Raw genomic sequence first — 15,850 nt, forward strand, 5'->3', positions numbered from 1 at the left:
CTCATAAAAACGATTACTTTCCTCCTTCATTTCACAGATAAATCCCAAAATTTACCTTTGTGTACGTATGAATAAAATGTAAGCATTATGACAATTACAGTTGAAAAATGATAAATTCCGACAAAACTTAGCAATTTTATAAAATTTTCTTTACATTATGATTACAACGATAGACACCCTTCTTCTTATGATATATAACATTCATAGGGAAAGGAGTCAGACAACAATGAAAAAGAAATTTGCAGCGTTTAGTGTTTTAGCAGCAGGAACGATTTTTGCTTCCCCGTTACTTTCACCCGTATACGCTGAAACGAATCAAGATAAATTATCTAACATTCAATCTGAATTAGAAGGCAAACAAAGTGACTTACAAAATAAATCAGTCGAGAAAGAACAAATAGAAAAAGAAATTCAAGAATTACAGAAGAAAATCGATGAATTAACTACTTCCATTAATAAAAATGAGACTGAATTAAACGATACAAAAAAAGAAATTAGCAAAACACAACAAGTAATTACTGACAAAAAGAAACATATAGAACAATTACAAACAAACATAGATACACGTCAGGAAGTTATTAAACAACGATTACAATCTATGCAAGAAAAACCGCGTACAAATATCATTACAGAAGTATTAACAAACTCTACAAACATTGCTGATCTTGTTGATAATATGTACTCCGTAAGTTTAATATTAAACAACGATACAGATATTGTAAAAAAACAAACATCTGATCAAAATGCTGTAACGACAGAAAAAGTGGCTGTTGAGAAAAAAGAACAACAACTGAAAGACTCTGAACAAAAACTAGAACAAAAACAACAAGAATTACAAAATAACCAACAGCAGCAACAAACTCTTATTAACGATCTACATACGAAAGTAGCAAAAGTAGATTCAGAGATTGAAGGATTAGAAGAATCCAAGGGCATTTTAGAAAATCAACGTCAAGCTGTTCAAAAAGCAATTGAAGAAGAAAAACGGGCGGAAGAAGCTCGTAAAGCGGAAGAAGCTCGCCAGGCAGAAGAGGCTCGCAAACAACAAGCTACTAAATCTGCTCAAGCGGCCCCAACACCACATGATACAAATATCGGTGGTTTTATTAAACCAGCAGCTGGATCAAAAACTTCCGGATTTGGTGTACGTTCTTTAGATAACCATAAAGGAATTGACATCGCTGCTTCGGGAACGGTTCCAATTATCGCTGCTGCAGATGGCGTTGTTATTCGCTCAGAATTATCATCTAGTTACGGAAACGTAGTGTATTTATCTCACCGTATAAACGGAAAAACATATACGACAGTATATGCTCATATGAATAGTCGTTCTGTATCGAATGGACAAACTGTAAAACAAGGCGATCAGCTTGGATTTATGGGGAATACGGGCCAATCATACGGACAACATTTACACTTCGAACTTCATCTTGGAGAATGGAATGTCGGCAAGACAAACGCAGTTGACCCATCTCCTTATATCGGATTATAAAAAACCTCGGTGCCTACCGAGGTTTTTCATTTACACTTCACACAATATAGGCATTCTACATAGACTATAACTAAATGCCTATAGTTTACGAGGTGATCCATATGAATACGCAATTACAACAAAAAATAGAAGAAGCTAGAGAAACGTATATTGGCCGGATATTTACATTTGGCGGCTCAGTTTTATTTTTAATCGCTCCATTCCTCGCAGTCACCACAGCCTATAAAGCGTATAATCGTCTATTACATTCATCAACATAAAAAAAGACGGGAGATCCCCGCCTTTTTTTATGCAAACATTTTAAATACACCTATCGCATTTAAAAATACAATTATTACAGTTACCGGAATAACATAACGAAGTAAGAAGAACCAAATGTTAAATAACGTTTTCCCTTTCGTTTCCGTCACTTCTAATTCTTTCATCAACAATTCTTTACTCATTTTATTTGGTACAAATAATGAAATAGCTAGTACTCCTAACGGTAGCAATACGTTACTTACCGAAAAGTCGACTAAATCAAAGAATGTTTTCCCAAATATTTTCACGTCACTCATAATCCCAAATGATAACGCTGATGGAATACCGACTGCAAAAATAAGAATACCAATTAATAATGATGCTGAAGGACGCTTCTTCTCATTACCTTTCGCAACAGATGCTACTACAATTTCAAGCATTGAAATTGCTGATGTTAAAGTCGCAAAGAAGAATAAAATTAAAAACATAATAAAGAAAAATTGACCAAATGGTATTTTTGCAAATACTGCTGGAAGGACGATAAACAGTAATCCTGGTCCTTCAGTCGGTTTAACTCCTAATGCGAAAATCGCTGGGAAAATTGCTAATCCTGCAAGTACTGTAACAAAAACAGTTAAACTTACAATAGATGTTGCTGATTTCGTTAAATGTTCCTCTTTCTTTAAATACGAACTATACGTTACCATTACTGAGGCACCTACTGTTAGCGAGAAGAAAGATTGTCCCATTGCATATAAAATCGTATCTGCTGTAAGCTTTGAAAAATCTGGCTTTAAGAAGAACTCTACTCCAGCAAAAGCACCATCGAGTGTTAACGCACGAACAATAATCGCAATAAATAAAATAAATAATAGCGGCATCATGTACTTACTTGCCTTTTCTATACCTTTCTCTACACCTTTACTTACAACAAAAATCGTACAAAGCATAAAGATAAATTGTGCTCCAATCGCACTTAATGGATTTGAAATCGTTTCACCGAACAATTGTCCATAATCAGCTGCTCCATTCCAGAAACTTCCTGTCACACTATAATATAAATAAAGTAAAATCCATCCACCTACAACACTATAAAAAGATAGTACACTAAAACAAGTAACAACTCCCATACGACCAATCCAAGGATATAATTTGCTATTTGGCACTAGTACTTTATAAGCTGTAACCGCCTCTTTTTGCGTGCTACGTCCAATAACAAACTCCGCTATTAGAAGAGGCATACCTATAAATAAAGTTAATAGTAAAAATACAAGGAAGAATGCGCCTCCCCCGCCATTACCTGCAACATATGGAAATTTCCATATCGCACCAAGACCTACTGCGGCTCCGGCTGCTGCGAGTACAAAGCCTATTTTCGACGTCCATTGCTGTGTTTCTTTCATCATAAATTCTCCTTTTCTGAATATTTAAACTTTTGTTAATTATACACTTTCATTTCATACTCGCACACCTCCTTTAGAAAATAAAAAAGTCCCCTACATGCAAATATGCATGTAGAGGACGATATATGTAATGTAAATACCGTGGTACCACCTCAATTGGATTGATAAATCCCACTTGTTCAAGTACAGGAATAATTCCGATACTCTATCCTTTTAACGGCGGAACCCGGGTTGCCTACTACAATGTTCAACATACCTCTCGCAAGCCCATTCTGTATATTTTATCGTACCGGGCTCCCACCTAACCCCAGCTCTCTGAACGCATCAAATATACGTACTCTTCTTGCTCATCGATTTCATCTATTGAAGTTACTTGTGATTATAAATTATATTTTTATATTTGTAAAGCGCACTTTATCTTTTATTATTTTAAAACCTTTTCCTCTAACTCACGTAAAAAACTTTCTCTTTTCCCCTCATTTTGCACATATACTGATTTCAACACTTCTTGGAGCAATATATTTCGTTCCCTCTTTTCTAACTGTAAATCTTTTAACTTCAACCTTACTTCATATAAAAAATCTAAATACGATTCATATGTCTCATCATATTTATTTGCAATATCATCTCGAATTTTTTTTGCGAGCTTCGGGCTCGCTCCCCCAGTAGAAACTGCTATATTAAGTAAACCACGATGAATCGCTGCCGGAAAATGAACATTACCACTTTCCGGATTTGTAATAACATTTACTAATTGATTCTCAGCGGCATCTTCAGCAACTTGTTCATTTAATATTGAATCACTACTCGCTGCAACAACTAAAAAAGCACTTTTAATATCACTTTTTTCATATTCTCTTTGATACCAACGAATTTTCTTTTCTTCCACAAGTTTTACTAAATTCGCATCTAATTCTGGACTTATCACAACTATATCCGCACCCTGTTTGAGTAAAGGAATAATTTTAAATCCTGCAACTTTTCCCCCGCCAATAACAACAACGCGTTTCTCATTAACTCGCACTGTAAGTGGATACATACTGATCTCCTTTCAATAACTCCGTCGTTTTCTGAATTAACATATCTTGAAACGCTTCATTCTTCCCTAAATATGGACTAATTTTTATCTCTTCCACTTCATATTGGCGCACTTCTTTCTCAATATGTTTCATAAGTAAACCTGTAAATAACAAGTAAGGCAGTACAACGATGTTCTTTTCTTTTCGTTCTACAACTTCCTTTAACTTCTCCTCAAATTTTGGCTCTGCAGCCGCTAAATAACAAACTTCTACTTTTTTAACCTTCTCTTTTGTTTGAAATAAAGAAGCAATCCAGTTTATATCTCTTAATACTTCAGGATCACTGCTCCCTCTTGCAACAAGAAGTAACGTCACTTCATTTTTATCTTCCTGTTCGATGCCACTTCCGCTATACACCGATTTAACAAGTGTTTCTGATACACCAAACGGATTACCATAGGTCACTTTAACATCCGAAAATTGATTAGTTAACTTTTCCAATTCAAAAGGGATATCTTTTTTTACATGACCTGCCGCTAATAAAAAAACAGGGATAGCAATAATCTCAGTGGCCCCACGCTTCACACATGTACGAAAACCATCTTCAATAGAAGGATTCGCTAACTCTAAAAAACAAACTTCTTGAATAGTCGCTTCTATACGGCTCATGCACGATGTAATAAATTGAATCGCCTCTTCTTTCGCTGTCTTCAAACGACTTCCATGACATATATATAAGACGGCTTTCATTTTACAACACTCCACTTACTTGATAAGCATTTTCTGTCTGCTCCTCAAACCAATGAATTTTTTCTCTAAAACGGACAACCTCTCCAATTACAATCATACTCGGATTTTGAATTTGCTCTTTTTTCGCAACATCTACAATTGTCCCTAACGTTCCAACAACTGTGCGTTGCATAGACGTCGTCCCCTGCTCAATAATAGCAGCTGGCGTACTTTTATCTTTTCCATGCTTCATAAGTTGCTCACATATGTAGGGCAAATTACTAACCCCCATATATACCGCTAAAGTCTCTACACCTTTCGCTAAACTTTCCCATTTCACTTCTTCTTCAGTACCTTCTTTCCTATGCCCAGTCACAATAGCAAAACTTGCACTTGCATCACGGTGCGTCACTGGAATGCCCGCATAAGCAGGAGCAGCTATTCCAGCTGAAATACCAGGAATGATTTCAAATGGTACACCTTGCTTTGCTAATGCTTCAGCTTCTTCTCCCCCTCTACCAAACACAAATGGATCGCCGCCCTTAAGCCTCGTTACAACTTTTCCTTTTTTCGCATACTTAATAAGAAACGTGTTAATTGTCTCTTGCTTCATCGTGTGATAATTCGGGCGTTTTCCGCAATAAATTAAATCCGCGTCAGGCTTTGCGTATGAAAGTAGCTCTTTATTCACAAGTCGGTCGTATAAAATAACATCTGCCTTCTCAATACATTTCAACCCTTTAACAGTAATTAAATCTGGATCGCCAGGACCCGCTCCAACAATATAAACCTTTCCCATCATCTCTCCTCATTTCTTCTATTAAAATGAAACTTCCATTCGTATATAAGAATGGAAGTTTTTATTTTTTCGTATTACTGATCTCTACTCATGGATAACAAATGCCCCACCTTTTCGAATCTTCTTTTTTTCAAACAAAGAAATCTCTTTTACCTCTGGCAACGGTAAAAAATGCTTTTCAAGCTCAATCTCCGCAAGCTTAAATGCCTGTTCTTCACTTTGAGCAACAACAACAATCGGAACAATACTATTTACTAACACAGCTTCAAATCGATATAAATCCATATCGTCCCTCCTAAGACGCTATTACTTCTTCTAGCACGTTATTTAACGCTATTTGTAATGTATCTACACCAACACGACCTACAAAATCATAAAATGTTTCGGCTGGTAATTTATTCTCTTTGAAATAACTTATAAATGATGCGAGTACATCAGGTAGATCCTCGCCATCTATTTTTCCTTTTAACTTTTGATTGTAGGCACCGCCATCTAACAATGTTCCACCTACGTATATTTCAAACGCTTCAACAATACCTTTTTCCTTCGTTTTCATTTTCACCCCTTGTAACCCAATGTCAGCAATTTGGCGTTGACCACATGAATTCGGGCAGCCTACCATATGAATTCGAACTGGAACATCGAGTGCAATTTGTGTATCTAAGTATTCTGCAATTTTTCGTAATCTTTCTTTCGTTTCTACTAGTGCAAGATTACAATATTCAATACCGGTACATGAAACCGCATGACCAATAAATGATTTCGGACTAGCAGATATCGCTTCAAACAGCGGTTCACTAAGTAACCCTTTTACATTTTCTGGAGGAATGTTCGGAATAATGAAGTTTTGCGAGTTACATGTACGAATTTGTCCATTTCCATATTGCTTTGCGATTCTTGCAATCTCAAACATTTCTTCTGCATGTAAACGACCTACCGGTACATTAAAACCTACATATTTTAATCCCTTTTGTTTTTGGTCTTGAACACCATAAAAATAGCCTGCATTCCATCCTTTGAGTGCACTTTCCCCTTTACTTTGTAAAGGCCCTGTATACTCTATTAGTTTCTCTTTAAATTTCTCTGCTCCCCAGTCCGCAACAAGAAATTTCAAACGTGCTAAATGACGTTTCTCACGATACCCAAAATCACGGAATATAGTAGCAATCGCAATCGCCACCGCCTTCACTTCTTCTGGTAAAACGAATACATCTAATTCATCAGCTAAATACGGTCGAGCTGATAACCCTCCGCCTACTTTTATATGAAAACCAACTTTTTTCTCACCATCTATTTCTTTCGTAGCAGGTGTAAATGCAACACAGTTAATCTCTGCGTTTGCTGAGTTATAAATATTAGAACTAATAGACATTTTAAATTTACGTGGTAAATTAGAAAACTCTTCATTATGCTGGAAGTAATCGTATACTTCTTTTACAATATGCGTTGTATCGAATAGTTCATTTGCATCAATGCCAGCAAGCGGATTACCTGTAATATTCCGCGTTATATCACCACAAGCCCCCGCTGAAGATAACCCAACTCTTGCCAATCTTTTAAAAATATCTGGAATTTGCTGAATTTCTAACCAGTGAAACTGAATCGCCTGTCTCGTCGTAATATCTATTACATTACGTCCATAATCTTCAGCGATAGAAGCAAGTACTTCTGCCTGTGCATTTGTAATAATCCCTGACGGAATATTTACCCGCATCATAAAATAACCAGCTTCTTTCGGTCTTTGTAAATACAAGCCTGCCCATTTAAAGGCATCCCACTCTTCTTTCGGAATAGATTCGAAACCATTTTCCGCATAGTAAGGAATATCATTAAAAATTTCTAAGCCATCTTTTTCTAATTTATTTTTCTCGGTCTGATTTAATTTTTCATTGTTAGCCCATACTTTTTCATAACTCATTGTTTATCCCCCTATATAAAACTACGCTCTTGTAAGTACTTCACGATTTGTTCTGCACATTCTTCAATAGAATATTTGTGCGTTTCTACAATTAATTCCGCTTGCTCTGGCTCTTCATAAGGCGAATCAATACCTGTGAAATCCTTAATATCACCTTTTCTTGCCTTTTTATAAAGTCCTTTCGGATCACGTTTCTCACACTCTTCAATCGGACACTTCACAAAAATTTCAATAAATTCATCTGCCGCTAATAAATCTCTTACTTGTTTGCGGTCTACTCGAAATGGTGAAATAAATGCTGTAAGGACAACTGCTCCTTGGTCTACAAATAACTTTGCCACTTCGCCAATACGTCTTATATTTTCCATGCGATCACTTTCAGAAAATCCTAAGTCTTTATTTAAACCGTGGCGAATGTTATCCCCATCCAGCACATAATTTCCAATATTCTTTTCAAACAGTTTACGAGCGACCGCATTCGCTACTGTAGATTTACCCGAAGCTGATAAACCAGTAAACCAAATTACAAAACTATGATGTCCATTCTTCACTCTTCTCTCATCTTTTGAAACCGAAGCTGTATGCCAAGTAATATTCGTATCCATCTCGTTCTCTCCCTATTCTGTTACTACTTCTTTTTTCAAGCCTTTAATTAGCACTTCCACTACTTCTTTACGACTAAATGTACTTGGCGGAATCTCACCGTTTCTTAATAATTCTCTTACTTTCGTACCCGATAAAATAACATGATCTTCTTTTCCGTGCGGACATGTTTTCGTTGAAGCCATCGCTTCACATTTCATGCAGTAAAAACTATGTTCAAAGAATAGTGGTGTAATTCCTAACTCTTCTATCGTAAAATTTGTGAAGATTTCTTGCGCTTCATACGTTCCGTAATAATCTCCTACTCCAGCATGATCACGCCCTACTATAAAGTGGGTACATCCAAAATTCTTTCTTACTAACGCATGAAATATCGCTTCTCTTGGTCCTGCGTAACGCATGGCAGCAGGAAATACACTTAAAAAGACACGATTTTTCGGATAATAGTTTTGAAGAAGGACTTCATAGCTTTCCATTCTTACATCAGCAGGAATATCATCTGATTTCGTTTCTCCGACGAGCGGATTTAAAAAGAGACCATCTACAATTTCAAGAGCAGATTTTTGAATATACTCATGGGCACGATGTACCGGGTTTCTCGTTTGAAATCCGACCACTGTTTTCCACCCACGTTTTTTAAATGCTTCCCTCGTTTCAATTGGGTCTAAATGATAAGAAGGAAATTGATTATTTTCAAAGCGTTTTGTCAGAATAATAGTTCCTCCAACGTAAACGTTTGGTCGTTCATATAATTTTTTCACTCCTGGATGAGCCTCATCCGTTGTTTTATATACAAGTAACGCTTCTTTTTCTTTATCTGGTACAAAAATATCTCCTATTTGAATGACACCGTATATATTTCCGTTGTTGATAAGCTTTACTTCCTCTCCAGCCTTCAGGCTTTCTGCGACTTTTTCTGTTACCGGTAATGTAATCGGTATACTCCACACACTACCATTTGTTAAACGAAGCGTTTCTACAACTGAATCATAATCTTCCTTCCCTAAAAAACCAGTAAGGGGGCTATATCCACCTGTCGCCAATAGTTCTAAATCACTTAACGCAATATTGTCTAATTTAATTTCTTTTTCAATTTGCGATACGTCATATGTCTCATCTATACGGTTTACTAATTCGTTTACTATGCTCATTTTTCTATATCCTCTCTTAGCTTTATTTCAAGATTCATCTTATTGGTAATGAAGACCACATTCAGTTTTTACTTTTCCAGCCCATCTACCATCTCTTGAATCGCCACCATCCCCTACAGGTAACGTACATTTCTCACACCCAATACTTGGATAGCCAACATCATGCAACGGGTTATACGGCAAGCTATGTTTGTATACATATCGCCAAACTTCTTTCCACGTCCAATGAATGAGTGGACAAACTTTAATAGATTGAAAACGATGATCTTGATTTATAAACTTTGTATGCTTACGTGTTTCTGATTGTTCCCTTCTTAAGCCCGATATCCATGCTTTTTCAACGACTAATGATTTTTCTAAAGGTAAAATTTTTCTAATCTTACAACAAAGATTCGGATTGCTCTCCCACAGTTTTTCACCATGCAACTTCGCCTGTTCATCAAGTGTAAGTTCTGGCTGTTTTTCTATAATATTCAATGAAGGAAATCGTTCCCGCACTTTTTGAATTAATTCATACGTTTCTTGAAAATGAACATTTGTATCCAAAAATACAACTTTAGCAGATGGATTTACTTGGTTTATAATGTGCAGCAATACCATACCTTCCACCCCAAAGCTACATGCGTAGACGATTTCATCTTTATACTCTTCATAAGCCCAATTTAATACTGATAACGCGCCTTTTGTTTCATCTTCTTCCGAAAACGAAACAACATTTTCTTCCCACGTTTCATACGTCAACATGTTTTTTCCCCCTGTAAAAGCAAAAAGACGGTTTTAACCTAATGAAAATAGGTTAAAACCGCCTCTAGTTTTTCTAGTCAGCGCTTTTCACTTTAAACGTACTTTTTCACTTTTCTCTAACTGAATTACTTTTCCATCTTGCACAACAATTGTAATTGAACCATATTTCATATCAGCAAGCATCGCTTCAATCTTCTCGGATACTTCATCAAAATGTTCCCGTACACTCACGCGAACAGCCCCCCCTTTTTATTCATAAAAAAAATCTTTCCCATTTCGAAAAGACTGTTCGGTAATATATTTTACCTTATCTTTCAAAATGGATCCCATTTTGCTGGATTTAGCACCTTGCTTTCTATAAGCAGGTTGCCGAGCTTCTTCGGGCCAGTTCCCTCCGCTTCTCTTGATAAGCTTTGTATTTGTATTTTATCACAATTCTGATTTTTTTCAATCCTAGTTTTCCGATATATTTTAATTATTTTATTTTATAAAAAAGGAATTGTCCATTCGAACAACTCCTTTTCCTATTTAGACAAGCTCTTTAATACGTATGCGATCGTTCCCAATAATATTTTCATATGTTTCGCGTTCCACAACTACTTGCGATGTTCCGCCTTTTGCAAAGACAACGGCTGGTCTTCGAATCCGATTGTAATTATTCGCCATCGAGTACCCGTATGCTCCTGTACAGGAAACTGCTAGTAAATCAGAAGCAGCGACTTTCGGTAAATGAATATCCCAAATCAACATATCTCCACTCTCACAGCATTTCCCAGCAATCGAAACGAGTTCCTCATTCTCATCATTCCCTCGATTCGCTAACATCGCTTCATAACGCGCACTATATAAAGCAGGTCTTAAATTATCTGTCATTCCACCATCGACTGATACATATTTCCGAATACCAGGAATATCTTTCACAGATCCAACTGTATAAATTGTTGTCCCAGCATCACCTACAATGCTACGGCCTGGCTCAATCCATATTTCTGGCAATGGATATTCACATACAGTAAATTGTTCTCTCACTGCACTTGTTACAGCTCGCACATATGTCTCAAGAGTTAATGGTGTATCTGACTCTGTGTAACGTATTCCAAATCCCCCGCCTACATTTAACACTTTTACTACATAGTTTGTTTGCTCTCTCACTTCTTCTAAAAATTGGCGAAGAACTTCAATTGCTCGAACAAAACCAGCTGTTTCAAATATTTGCGACCCAATATGTGAATGGATCCCTAGCACATTATAATTTGATTTTTGTAAAGCAAATCCAATTGCCTGCATCGCTTGACCGTTTGAAACACCAAATCCAAATTTCGAATCATCTTGACCTGTTGTAATATATTCATGTGTGTGCGCCTCTACTCCAGGCGTTACACGAATTAATATGTTCACAAATTTCCCATGTTGCATCGCTAAATCGTGTAAAACTTCTAATTCAAAGAAATTATCTACGACAAAACAACCGATATTCGCCTGAAGAGCCATCACTATTTCTTCTTCTGTTTTATTATTTCCATGAAAATGAATACGTGATGCCGGAAATCCTGCTTGGAGCGCAGTATATAATTCTCCCCCAGAAACAACGTCTAATGACATACTCTCTTCACGAGCTACTCGACACATCTCCATGCACAAGAACGCCTTGCTTGCATATGCTACTTGGTAAGAGAAACCACTTTCTTTAAAAGCACGATGAAATGCTCGGCATTTTCCTCGAATAGACTCTTCATCGTATACATAAAGTGGTGTTCCGTATTGCTTTGCTAGCTGCGTCGTATCGCACCCTCCAATTTCTAAGTGTCCTTGCCCATTAATTCGGCTTGTGCCGTGTAAATACATTTAAATTCCTCCCTTATTTCCTCTAAAACTCATAACCCCAATCTTCTATTCATTGCAGCACGCTTTTAGATAGACAAAAAACGCGCGGAACAATGTTCACACGCGTTTCTTATTAGGAAAAATATATATTGAAAAAATAAACGAGTTGTTATCTCCTCAAAATAAGAAACCGCATCAACATCTCCAAATAGCTCTCCATAAAATAAATCTTATGACAGTACTACATTTATTCAATGCAGTCCCAATATATGAATAAGATGGTTATTCTTATATTTCGGCAATAGTCCCTTTCAACCTATGATCACAGATTCCATTAAATCTCCCATAGCTTACTCTTTCCTATCGCGGCCTCTACCTTTGAGAGTAGATGAGGTAAGTCTATTTAATTTTCAAACATCTAATTGTTGCTATTAACAATACCAAAGGACCATTTTATTTGTCAAACAATTTTTTATATTGTTTTTTTACAGTTTAGTTTCGTATCATTTGGTAAGCGCTTTACTGAAATCTTTGTCACTTCCCATTCGCCTTCTTCGTTATTAAATGTAATCGTTACCTTCTCAAATGGTGGAGCAATTTTCCCAGCAACACGTTCATACTTTGTCACTTCAATACTTGCTTGAAATAAATATGTACCGCTATACACTTTTTTTAAACTAATAATTTTAGGACATTGATAAGGTTTCAAACTTCCATATTGTTTTTCAATTGCTTTATTTATTTTTGGAAATAAAACAGAATAAAGTGCATCTTCCATAAGAGGTGCATCATATTGGGCTACCGACACACTCGGTGAAGTAAAAAGTATAACACTACTGCATGCTATAAAATATAATAATTTTCGCATTATAACCTCCGTATTATCACGCGATTCTTTCTGCGTACGATAATTATCATACATAGAAATTCTGTTTTATTGTCTCCCACCACTCTTTTTCTACTCGATTATTATAAAAAAGCCCACAACCTTCTTTTATTTTCGTATAATGATACTCATAGTATAATAATCATAATAACAAAGGACTGTTCGTATATATAAAATGAGTCTTTAAGCAAACTGACTCACAAGAACTGTCATGCTTTTTAGGAGAGGAGTATATTATGCTACAACATCTGTTTCCAAAACTGCGATTTGCACTCGTTGCAGTCGTTTTACTATGGATTAAAACATATATTGTGTACAAGCTAGCATTTGATATTAAAATTGATAATTTCTTTGAAGAATTCATGCTTTTTATCAATCCACTAGCTGCGTTACTTTTATTTTTCGGCTTAGCTTTACTTGCATCTAAGCACCGAAACCGAATTATAATTGGAATCAGTTTTATACTGTCATTTATTTTATTTGGAAACGCAATGTTTTATGGGTTCTATAACGATTTCGTTACTTTCCCGGTTTTATTCCAAACAAACAATATGGCTGATTTAGGGACAAGTATAAAAGAACTCTTTACGTACAAAACATTACTTTTATTTGCAGATGCAATTATTTTAATGTTTATTTCGCGTAAATTCCCATCATTTGGCGACAAAACACCACTTTCCCGCTCAGAGAAGCGAACTTTCTTTAGCGGTGTAACAGCTTTATTAGCACTACAAATTGTTGTATCAGTTATTTATAAACCACAAATGTTCTCACGCTCATTTGACCGTCAAACTGTCGTGAAGAATTTAGGTTTATACACATATCATCTATTTGATATTACGCTTCAATCCAAGTCCTCAGCTGAGCGTGTATTTGCAAGTGGGGATGGATTTTCTGAAATCAAAAACTATACAGACTCAAAAGACAAACAAGTTGATAAAAACTTATTTGGAGCTGCAAAAGGTAAAAATGTAATTTTAATTTCAATGGAATCTACACAAAGCTTTGTTATTAATAAAAAAATAAATGGAAAAGAAATTACACCATTTTTGAATGAATTTATTAAGGATAGTTTCTATTTCGATAACTTCTATCATCAAACTGGACAAGGCAAAACTTCTGATGCTGAATTTATCGTTGAAAACTCACTTTATCCGCTAGATCGTGGTTCTGTATTCTTTACTCATGCAACAAATGAATACACAGCGACACCAGAACAATTAAAGAAATACGGATATTCTTCTGCCGTCTTCCATTCAAACGATAAAACGTTTTGGAATCGCGATGTAATGTATCCTGCGCTTGGATATGATCGTTATTTTAATTTAAATGATTACGCAGGAACGGAGCAAATGTCTGTCGGTTGGGGATTAAAAGATAAAGAGTTTTTTGAACAATCTATTCCAAAGTTAAAATCTTTACCGCAACCTTTCTATACAAAATTTATTACATTAACAAATCATTTTCCGTTTCTTCTAAATCCGGAAGATCAATATGTTGACGAATTCAACTCGGAAAGTGGTGTTGTAAACCGCTACTTCCCAACTGTTCGTTACACAGATGAAGCTCTTAAATTATTTATTAAACAATTAAAAGAAGAAGGATTGTATGATAATTCCGTTATTGTCATCTATGGTGATCATTACGGTATTTCCGAAAACCATAACGCAGCTATGGCACAGTTCTTAGGAAAAGATACTATTACACCATTCGATTCTATGCAATTACAACGAGTCCCTCTTATTATTCATGTGCCTGGCCAAGAAGGAAAAGTTGTTTCTAAAGTATCCGGTCAAATTGATATTAAGCCAACGCTCCTTCATTTACTTGGTATTAAAACAAATAAATCCGTTGAATTTGGAACTGACTTATTTATTAAAGAGAAAGACCCGCTTATGGTAATGCGTGATGGTAGCTTTGTTTCTGAAGAGTATGTTTATACAAAAAATATGTGCTACAAAAGAAGTACGGGTGAAGAAGCTGACATGACGCTATGTCAGCCGTATATTGAAAAAGCAAAAACAGAATTAAAACTCTCCGATAAATTAATTTATGGAGATTTATTACGCTTCGATCCTAATAATCGATATAAAACTGGAACGATGACAACGAAATTTGAATAGTAAAGGAAGCAACTTTATACAAGTTGCTTCCTCTTTTTATTTCACTTAATTTTCAAACCATCCTTCTATGAAATCTTTCACAAATTGGTAATTTCTTTCGTATGAGGAATAAATTTATGGTATGATAAAATAAGTAAACTTTCATACACTAATTAAGAATTTATTACAGAAAGCAAGGGATCAGATTTTGTATAGAGCAGCTATTCCAAACTTATTTACGCTCGGAAATTTATATAGCGGATTTTTATCAATCGGCTATGCATCTTTAGGATATTATAAATCAGCTGCTATTTTAGTACTTATCGGGATGATGTTAGATAGTCTTGATGGTCGTGTTGCTCGTTTATTACGTGTTGATTCACAAATGGGAAAAGAGCTCGACTCGCTTGCAGATGTCGTAACATTTGGTGCAGCACCAGCTGTTTTAATGTATTACACATCTTTCTCAAACTACGGAATCATCGGATTATACATAGCGGGATTATTCCCTCTTTTCGGAGCATATCGTTTAGCACGATTTAATGTAACACCATCTTCTACTTCAATGAAATATTTCACTGGAGTACCGATTACAGCAGCGGGAGGGCTTGTTGCTTTCTTAACATTATTTTCACATACCATTCCAAAAATCGTTCTTATTACCGTATTTGTAACGTTCGCATTTTTAATGGTGAGCCGCATTCGTATCCCAAGTTTAAAAGATGTACCAATTCCACGATATAGCATCATTATTACACTATTTTTAGTTGGAATCATTATTACAATGTATCAAACAGGATTTGGAAATTTTTCTGTTTTCTTATTCATTGCCATTCCACTATATATTTTGTACATGTTATCTCAATTCATTAGACAAAGACCGTCTAAAAAAGCGAATAAAGAAAAATAAGAAAACCTTCCGAGTCCGGAAGGTTTCTTT

Annotated in this window: 16 protein-coding genes, 2 riboswitches and 1 other annotated feature; of the genes, 4 read left to right on the plus strand and 12 right to left on the minus strand. The window is 35.7% G+C overall.

Going from position 1 to position 15,850, the window contains the following annotated elements:
- Positions 1 to 226 precede the first annotated feature (226 nt).
- The gene (locus MKY38_RS14810) at positions 227 to 1,492 is read left to right on the plus strand and encodes a murein hydrolase activator EnvC family protein (RefSeq protein ID WP_070179977.1); all 1,266 of its coding nucleotides are present in this window, start codon (positions 227 to 229) and stop codon (positions 1,490 to 1,492) included.
- Between the two features lie 101 nt (positions 1,493 to 1,593).
- Complete coding sequence (locus tag MKY38_RS14815) at positions 1,594 to 1,752, plus strand: hypothetical protein (RefSeq protein WP_341049141.1); 159 nt, start codon at positions 1,594 to 1,596, stop codon at positions 1,750 to 1,752.
- A 27-nt stretch (positions 1,753 to 1,779) separates the two neighbouring features.
- Here MKY38_RS14815 and MKY38_RS14820 read toward each other — a convergent pair whose 3' ends face one another.
- The 12 genes from MKY38_RS14820 to MKY38_RS14875 all read right to left on the minus strand — a co-directional run bounded on the left by MKY38_RS14820 (position 1,780) and on the right by MKY38_RS14875 (position 12,790).
- A complete protein-coding gene (locus tag MKY38_RS14820) occupies positions 1,780 to 3,135 on the minus strand; it encodes a sodium-dependent transporter (RefSeq protein WP_065223950.1) in 1,356 nt (451 codons plus the stop codon).
- A gap of 111 nt (positions 3,136 to 3,246) precedes the next feature.
- Positions 3,247 to 3,495 (minus strand) — a binding site (T-box leader).
- Between the two features lie 64 nt (positions 3,496 to 3,559).
- The gene (locus MKY38_RS14825) at positions 3,560 to 4,174 is read right to left on the minus strand and encodes an NAD(P)-binding protein (protein WP_000283356.1); all 615 of its coding nucleotides are present in this window, start codon (positions 4,172 to 4,174) and stop codon (positions 3,560 to 3,562) included.
- On the minus strand, positions 4,149 to 4,904 hold the full coding sequence (locus tag MKY38_RS14830) for a sirohydrochlorin chelatase (RefSeq protein WP_000648887.1): 756 nt from the start codon (positions 4,902 to 4,904) through the stop codon (positions 4,149 to 4,151). Before MKY38_RS14830 ends, MKY38_RS14825 begins: the two co-directional genes overlap by 26 nt.
- 1 nt (position 4,905) lies before the next feature.
- A complete protein-coding gene (gene cobA, locus MKY38_RS14835) occupies positions 4,906 to 5,682 on the minus strand; it encodes a uroporphyrinogen-III C-methyltransferase (protein ID WP_341049142.1) in 777 nt (258 codons plus the stop codon).
- An 84-nt stretch (positions 5,683 to 5,766) separates the two neighbouring features.
- Positions 5,767 to 5,967 (minus strand): DUF3906 family protein, encoded by a 201-nt coding sequence (locus MKY38_RS14840; RefSeq protein WP_000366914.1) that lies wholly within the window; start codon positions 5,965 to 5,967, stop codon positions 5,767 to 5,769.
- Positions 5,968 to 5,977: 10 nt separating this feature from the next.
- On the minus strand, positions 5,978 to 7,600 hold the full coding sequence (locus MKY38_RS14845; RefSeq protein WP_065223948.1) for a nitrite/sulfite reductase: 1,623 nt from the start codon (positions 7,598 to 7,600) through the stop codon (positions 5,978 to 5,980).
- An 11-nt stretch (positions 7,601 to 7,611) separates the two neighbouring features.
- Positions 7,612 to 8,205, minus strand: a complete 594-nt coding sequence (cysC, locus tag MKY38_RS14850) for an adenylyl-sulfate kinase (RefSeq protein ID WP_000380499.1) — start codon at positions 8,203 to 8,205, stop codon at positions 7,612 to 7,614.
- Between the two features lie 12 nt (positions 8,206 to 8,217).
- A complete protein-coding gene (gene sat / locus MKY38_RS14855; protein WP_114556092.1) occupies positions 8,218 to 9,354 on the minus strand; it encodes a sulfate adenylyltransferase in 1,137 nt (378 codons plus the stop codon).
- A 39-nt stretch (positions 9,355 to 9,393) separates the two neighbouring features.
- The gene (locus MKY38_RS14860; protein WP_065223946.1) at positions 9,394 to 10,098 is read right to left on the minus strand and encodes a phosphoadenylyl-sulfate reductase; all 705 of its coding nucleotides are present in this window, start codon (positions 10,096 to 10,098) and stop codon (positions 9,394 to 9,396) included.
- An 87-nt stretch (positions 10,099 to 10,185) separates the two neighbouring features.
- The gene (locus tag MKY38_RS14865; protein WP_000116158.1) at positions 10,186 to 10,329 is read right to left on the minus strand and encodes a YezD family protein; all 144 of its coding nucleotides are present in this window, start codon (positions 10,327 to 10,329) and stop codon (positions 10,186 to 10,188) included.
- 73 nt (positions 10,330 to 10,402) lie between these two features.
- Positions 10,403 to 10,511: riboswitch (SAM riboswitch) on the minus strand.
- A gap of 115 nt (positions 10,512 to 10,626) precedes the next feature.
- The gene (lysA, locus tag MKY38_RS14870) at positions 10,627 to 11,943 is read right to left on the minus strand and encodes a diaminopimelate decarboxylase (protein ID WP_000280676.1); all 1,317 of its coding nucleotides are present in this window, start codon (positions 11,941 to 11,943) and stop codon (positions 10,627 to 10,629) included.
- Positions 11,944 to 12,123: 180 nt separating this feature from the next.
- Positions 12,124 to 12,305: riboswitch (Lysine riboswitch) on the minus strand.
- 89 nt (positions 12,306 to 12,394) lie between these two features.
- Entirely contained in the window at positions 12,395 to 12,790 is a 396-nt protein-coding gene (locus tag MKY38_RS14875) for a DUF3888 domain-containing protein (RefSeq protein ID WP_001228823.1), read from the minus strand.
- Between the two features lie 254 nt (positions 12,791 to 13,044).
- Here MKY38_RS14875 and MKY38_RS14880 point away from each other — a divergent pair, with 254 nt between their 5' ends.
- Both MKY38_RS14880 and pssA read left to right on the plus strand, forming a co-directional pair.
- Positions 13,045 to 14,931 (plus strand): LTA synthase family protein, encoded by a 1,887-nt coding sequence (locus MKY38_RS14880; protein WP_000939082.1) that lies wholly within the window; start codon positions 13,045 to 13,047, stop codon positions 14,929 to 14,931.
- Between the two features lie 187 nt (positions 14,932 to 15,118).
- Entirely contained in the window at positions 15,119 to 15,820 is a 702-nt protein-coding gene (gene pssA / locus MKY38_RS14885; RefSeq protein ID WP_000285417.1) for a CDP-diacylglycerol--serine O-phosphatidyltransferase, read from the plus strand.
- Positions 15,821 to 15,850 lie beyond the last annotated feature (30 nt).

The organism is Bacillus sp. FSL R5-0585, assembly GCF_038004545.1.
Lineage (GTDB): Bacteria > Bacillota > Bacilli > Bacillales > Bacillaceae_G > Bacillus_A > Bacillus_A cereus.

Coding starts and splice junctions, on each gene's coding strand:
- MKY38_RS14825 (WP_000283356.1), bottom strand. CDS start 4,174: ATGTATCCACTTACAGTGCGAGTTAATGAGAAACGCGTTGTTGTTATT.
- MKY38_RS14810 (WP_070179977.1), top strand. CDS start 227: ATGAAAAAGAAATTTGCAGCGTTTAGTGTTTTAGCAGCAGGAACGATT.
- MKY38_RS14815 (WP_341049141.1), top strand. CDS start 1,594: ATGAATACGCAATTACAACAAAAAATAGAAGAAGCTAGAGAAACGTAT.
- MKY38_RS14880 (WP_000939082.1), top strand. CDS start 13,045: ATGCTACAACATCTGTTTCCAAAACTGCGATTTGCACTCGTTGCAGTC.
- MKY38_RS14830 (WP_000648887.1), bottom strand. CDS start 4,904: ATGAAAGCCGTCTTATATATATGTCATGGAAGTCGTTTGAAGACAGCG.
- cobA (WP_341049142.1), bottom strand. CDS start 5,682: ATGGGAAAGGTTTATATTGTTGGAGCGGGTCCTGGCGATCCAGATTTA.
- MKY38_RS14840 (WP_000366914.1), bottom strand. CDS start 5,967: ATGGATTTATATCGATTTGAAGCTGTGTTAGTAAATAGTATTGTTCCG.
- lysA (WP_000280676.1), bottom strand. CDS start 11,943: ATGTATTTACACGGCACAAGCCGAATTAATGGGCAAGGACACTTAGAA.
- sat (WP_114556092.1), bottom strand. CDS start 9,354: ATGAGCATAGTAAACGAATTAGTAAACCGTATAGATGAGACATATGAC.
- MKY38_RS14860 (WP_065223946.1), bottom strand. CDS start 10,098: ATGTTGACGTATGAAACGTGGGAAGAAAATGTTGTTTCGTTTTCGGAA.
- MKY38_RS14875 (WP_001228823.1), bottom strand. CDS start 12,790: ATGCGAAAATTATTATATTTTATAGCATGCAGTAGTGTTATACTTTTT.
- cysC (WP_000380499.1), bottom strand. CDS start 8,205: ATGGATACGAATATTACTTGGCATACAGCTTCGGTTTCAAAAGATGAG.
- MKY38_RS14845 (WP_065223948.1), bottom strand. CDS start 7,600: ATGAGTTATGAAAAAGTATGGGCTAACAATGAAAAATTAAATCAGACC.
- MKY38_RS14820 (WP_065223950.1), bottom strand. CDS start 3,135: ATGAAAGAAACACAGCAATGGACGTCGAAAATAGGCTTTGTACTCGCA.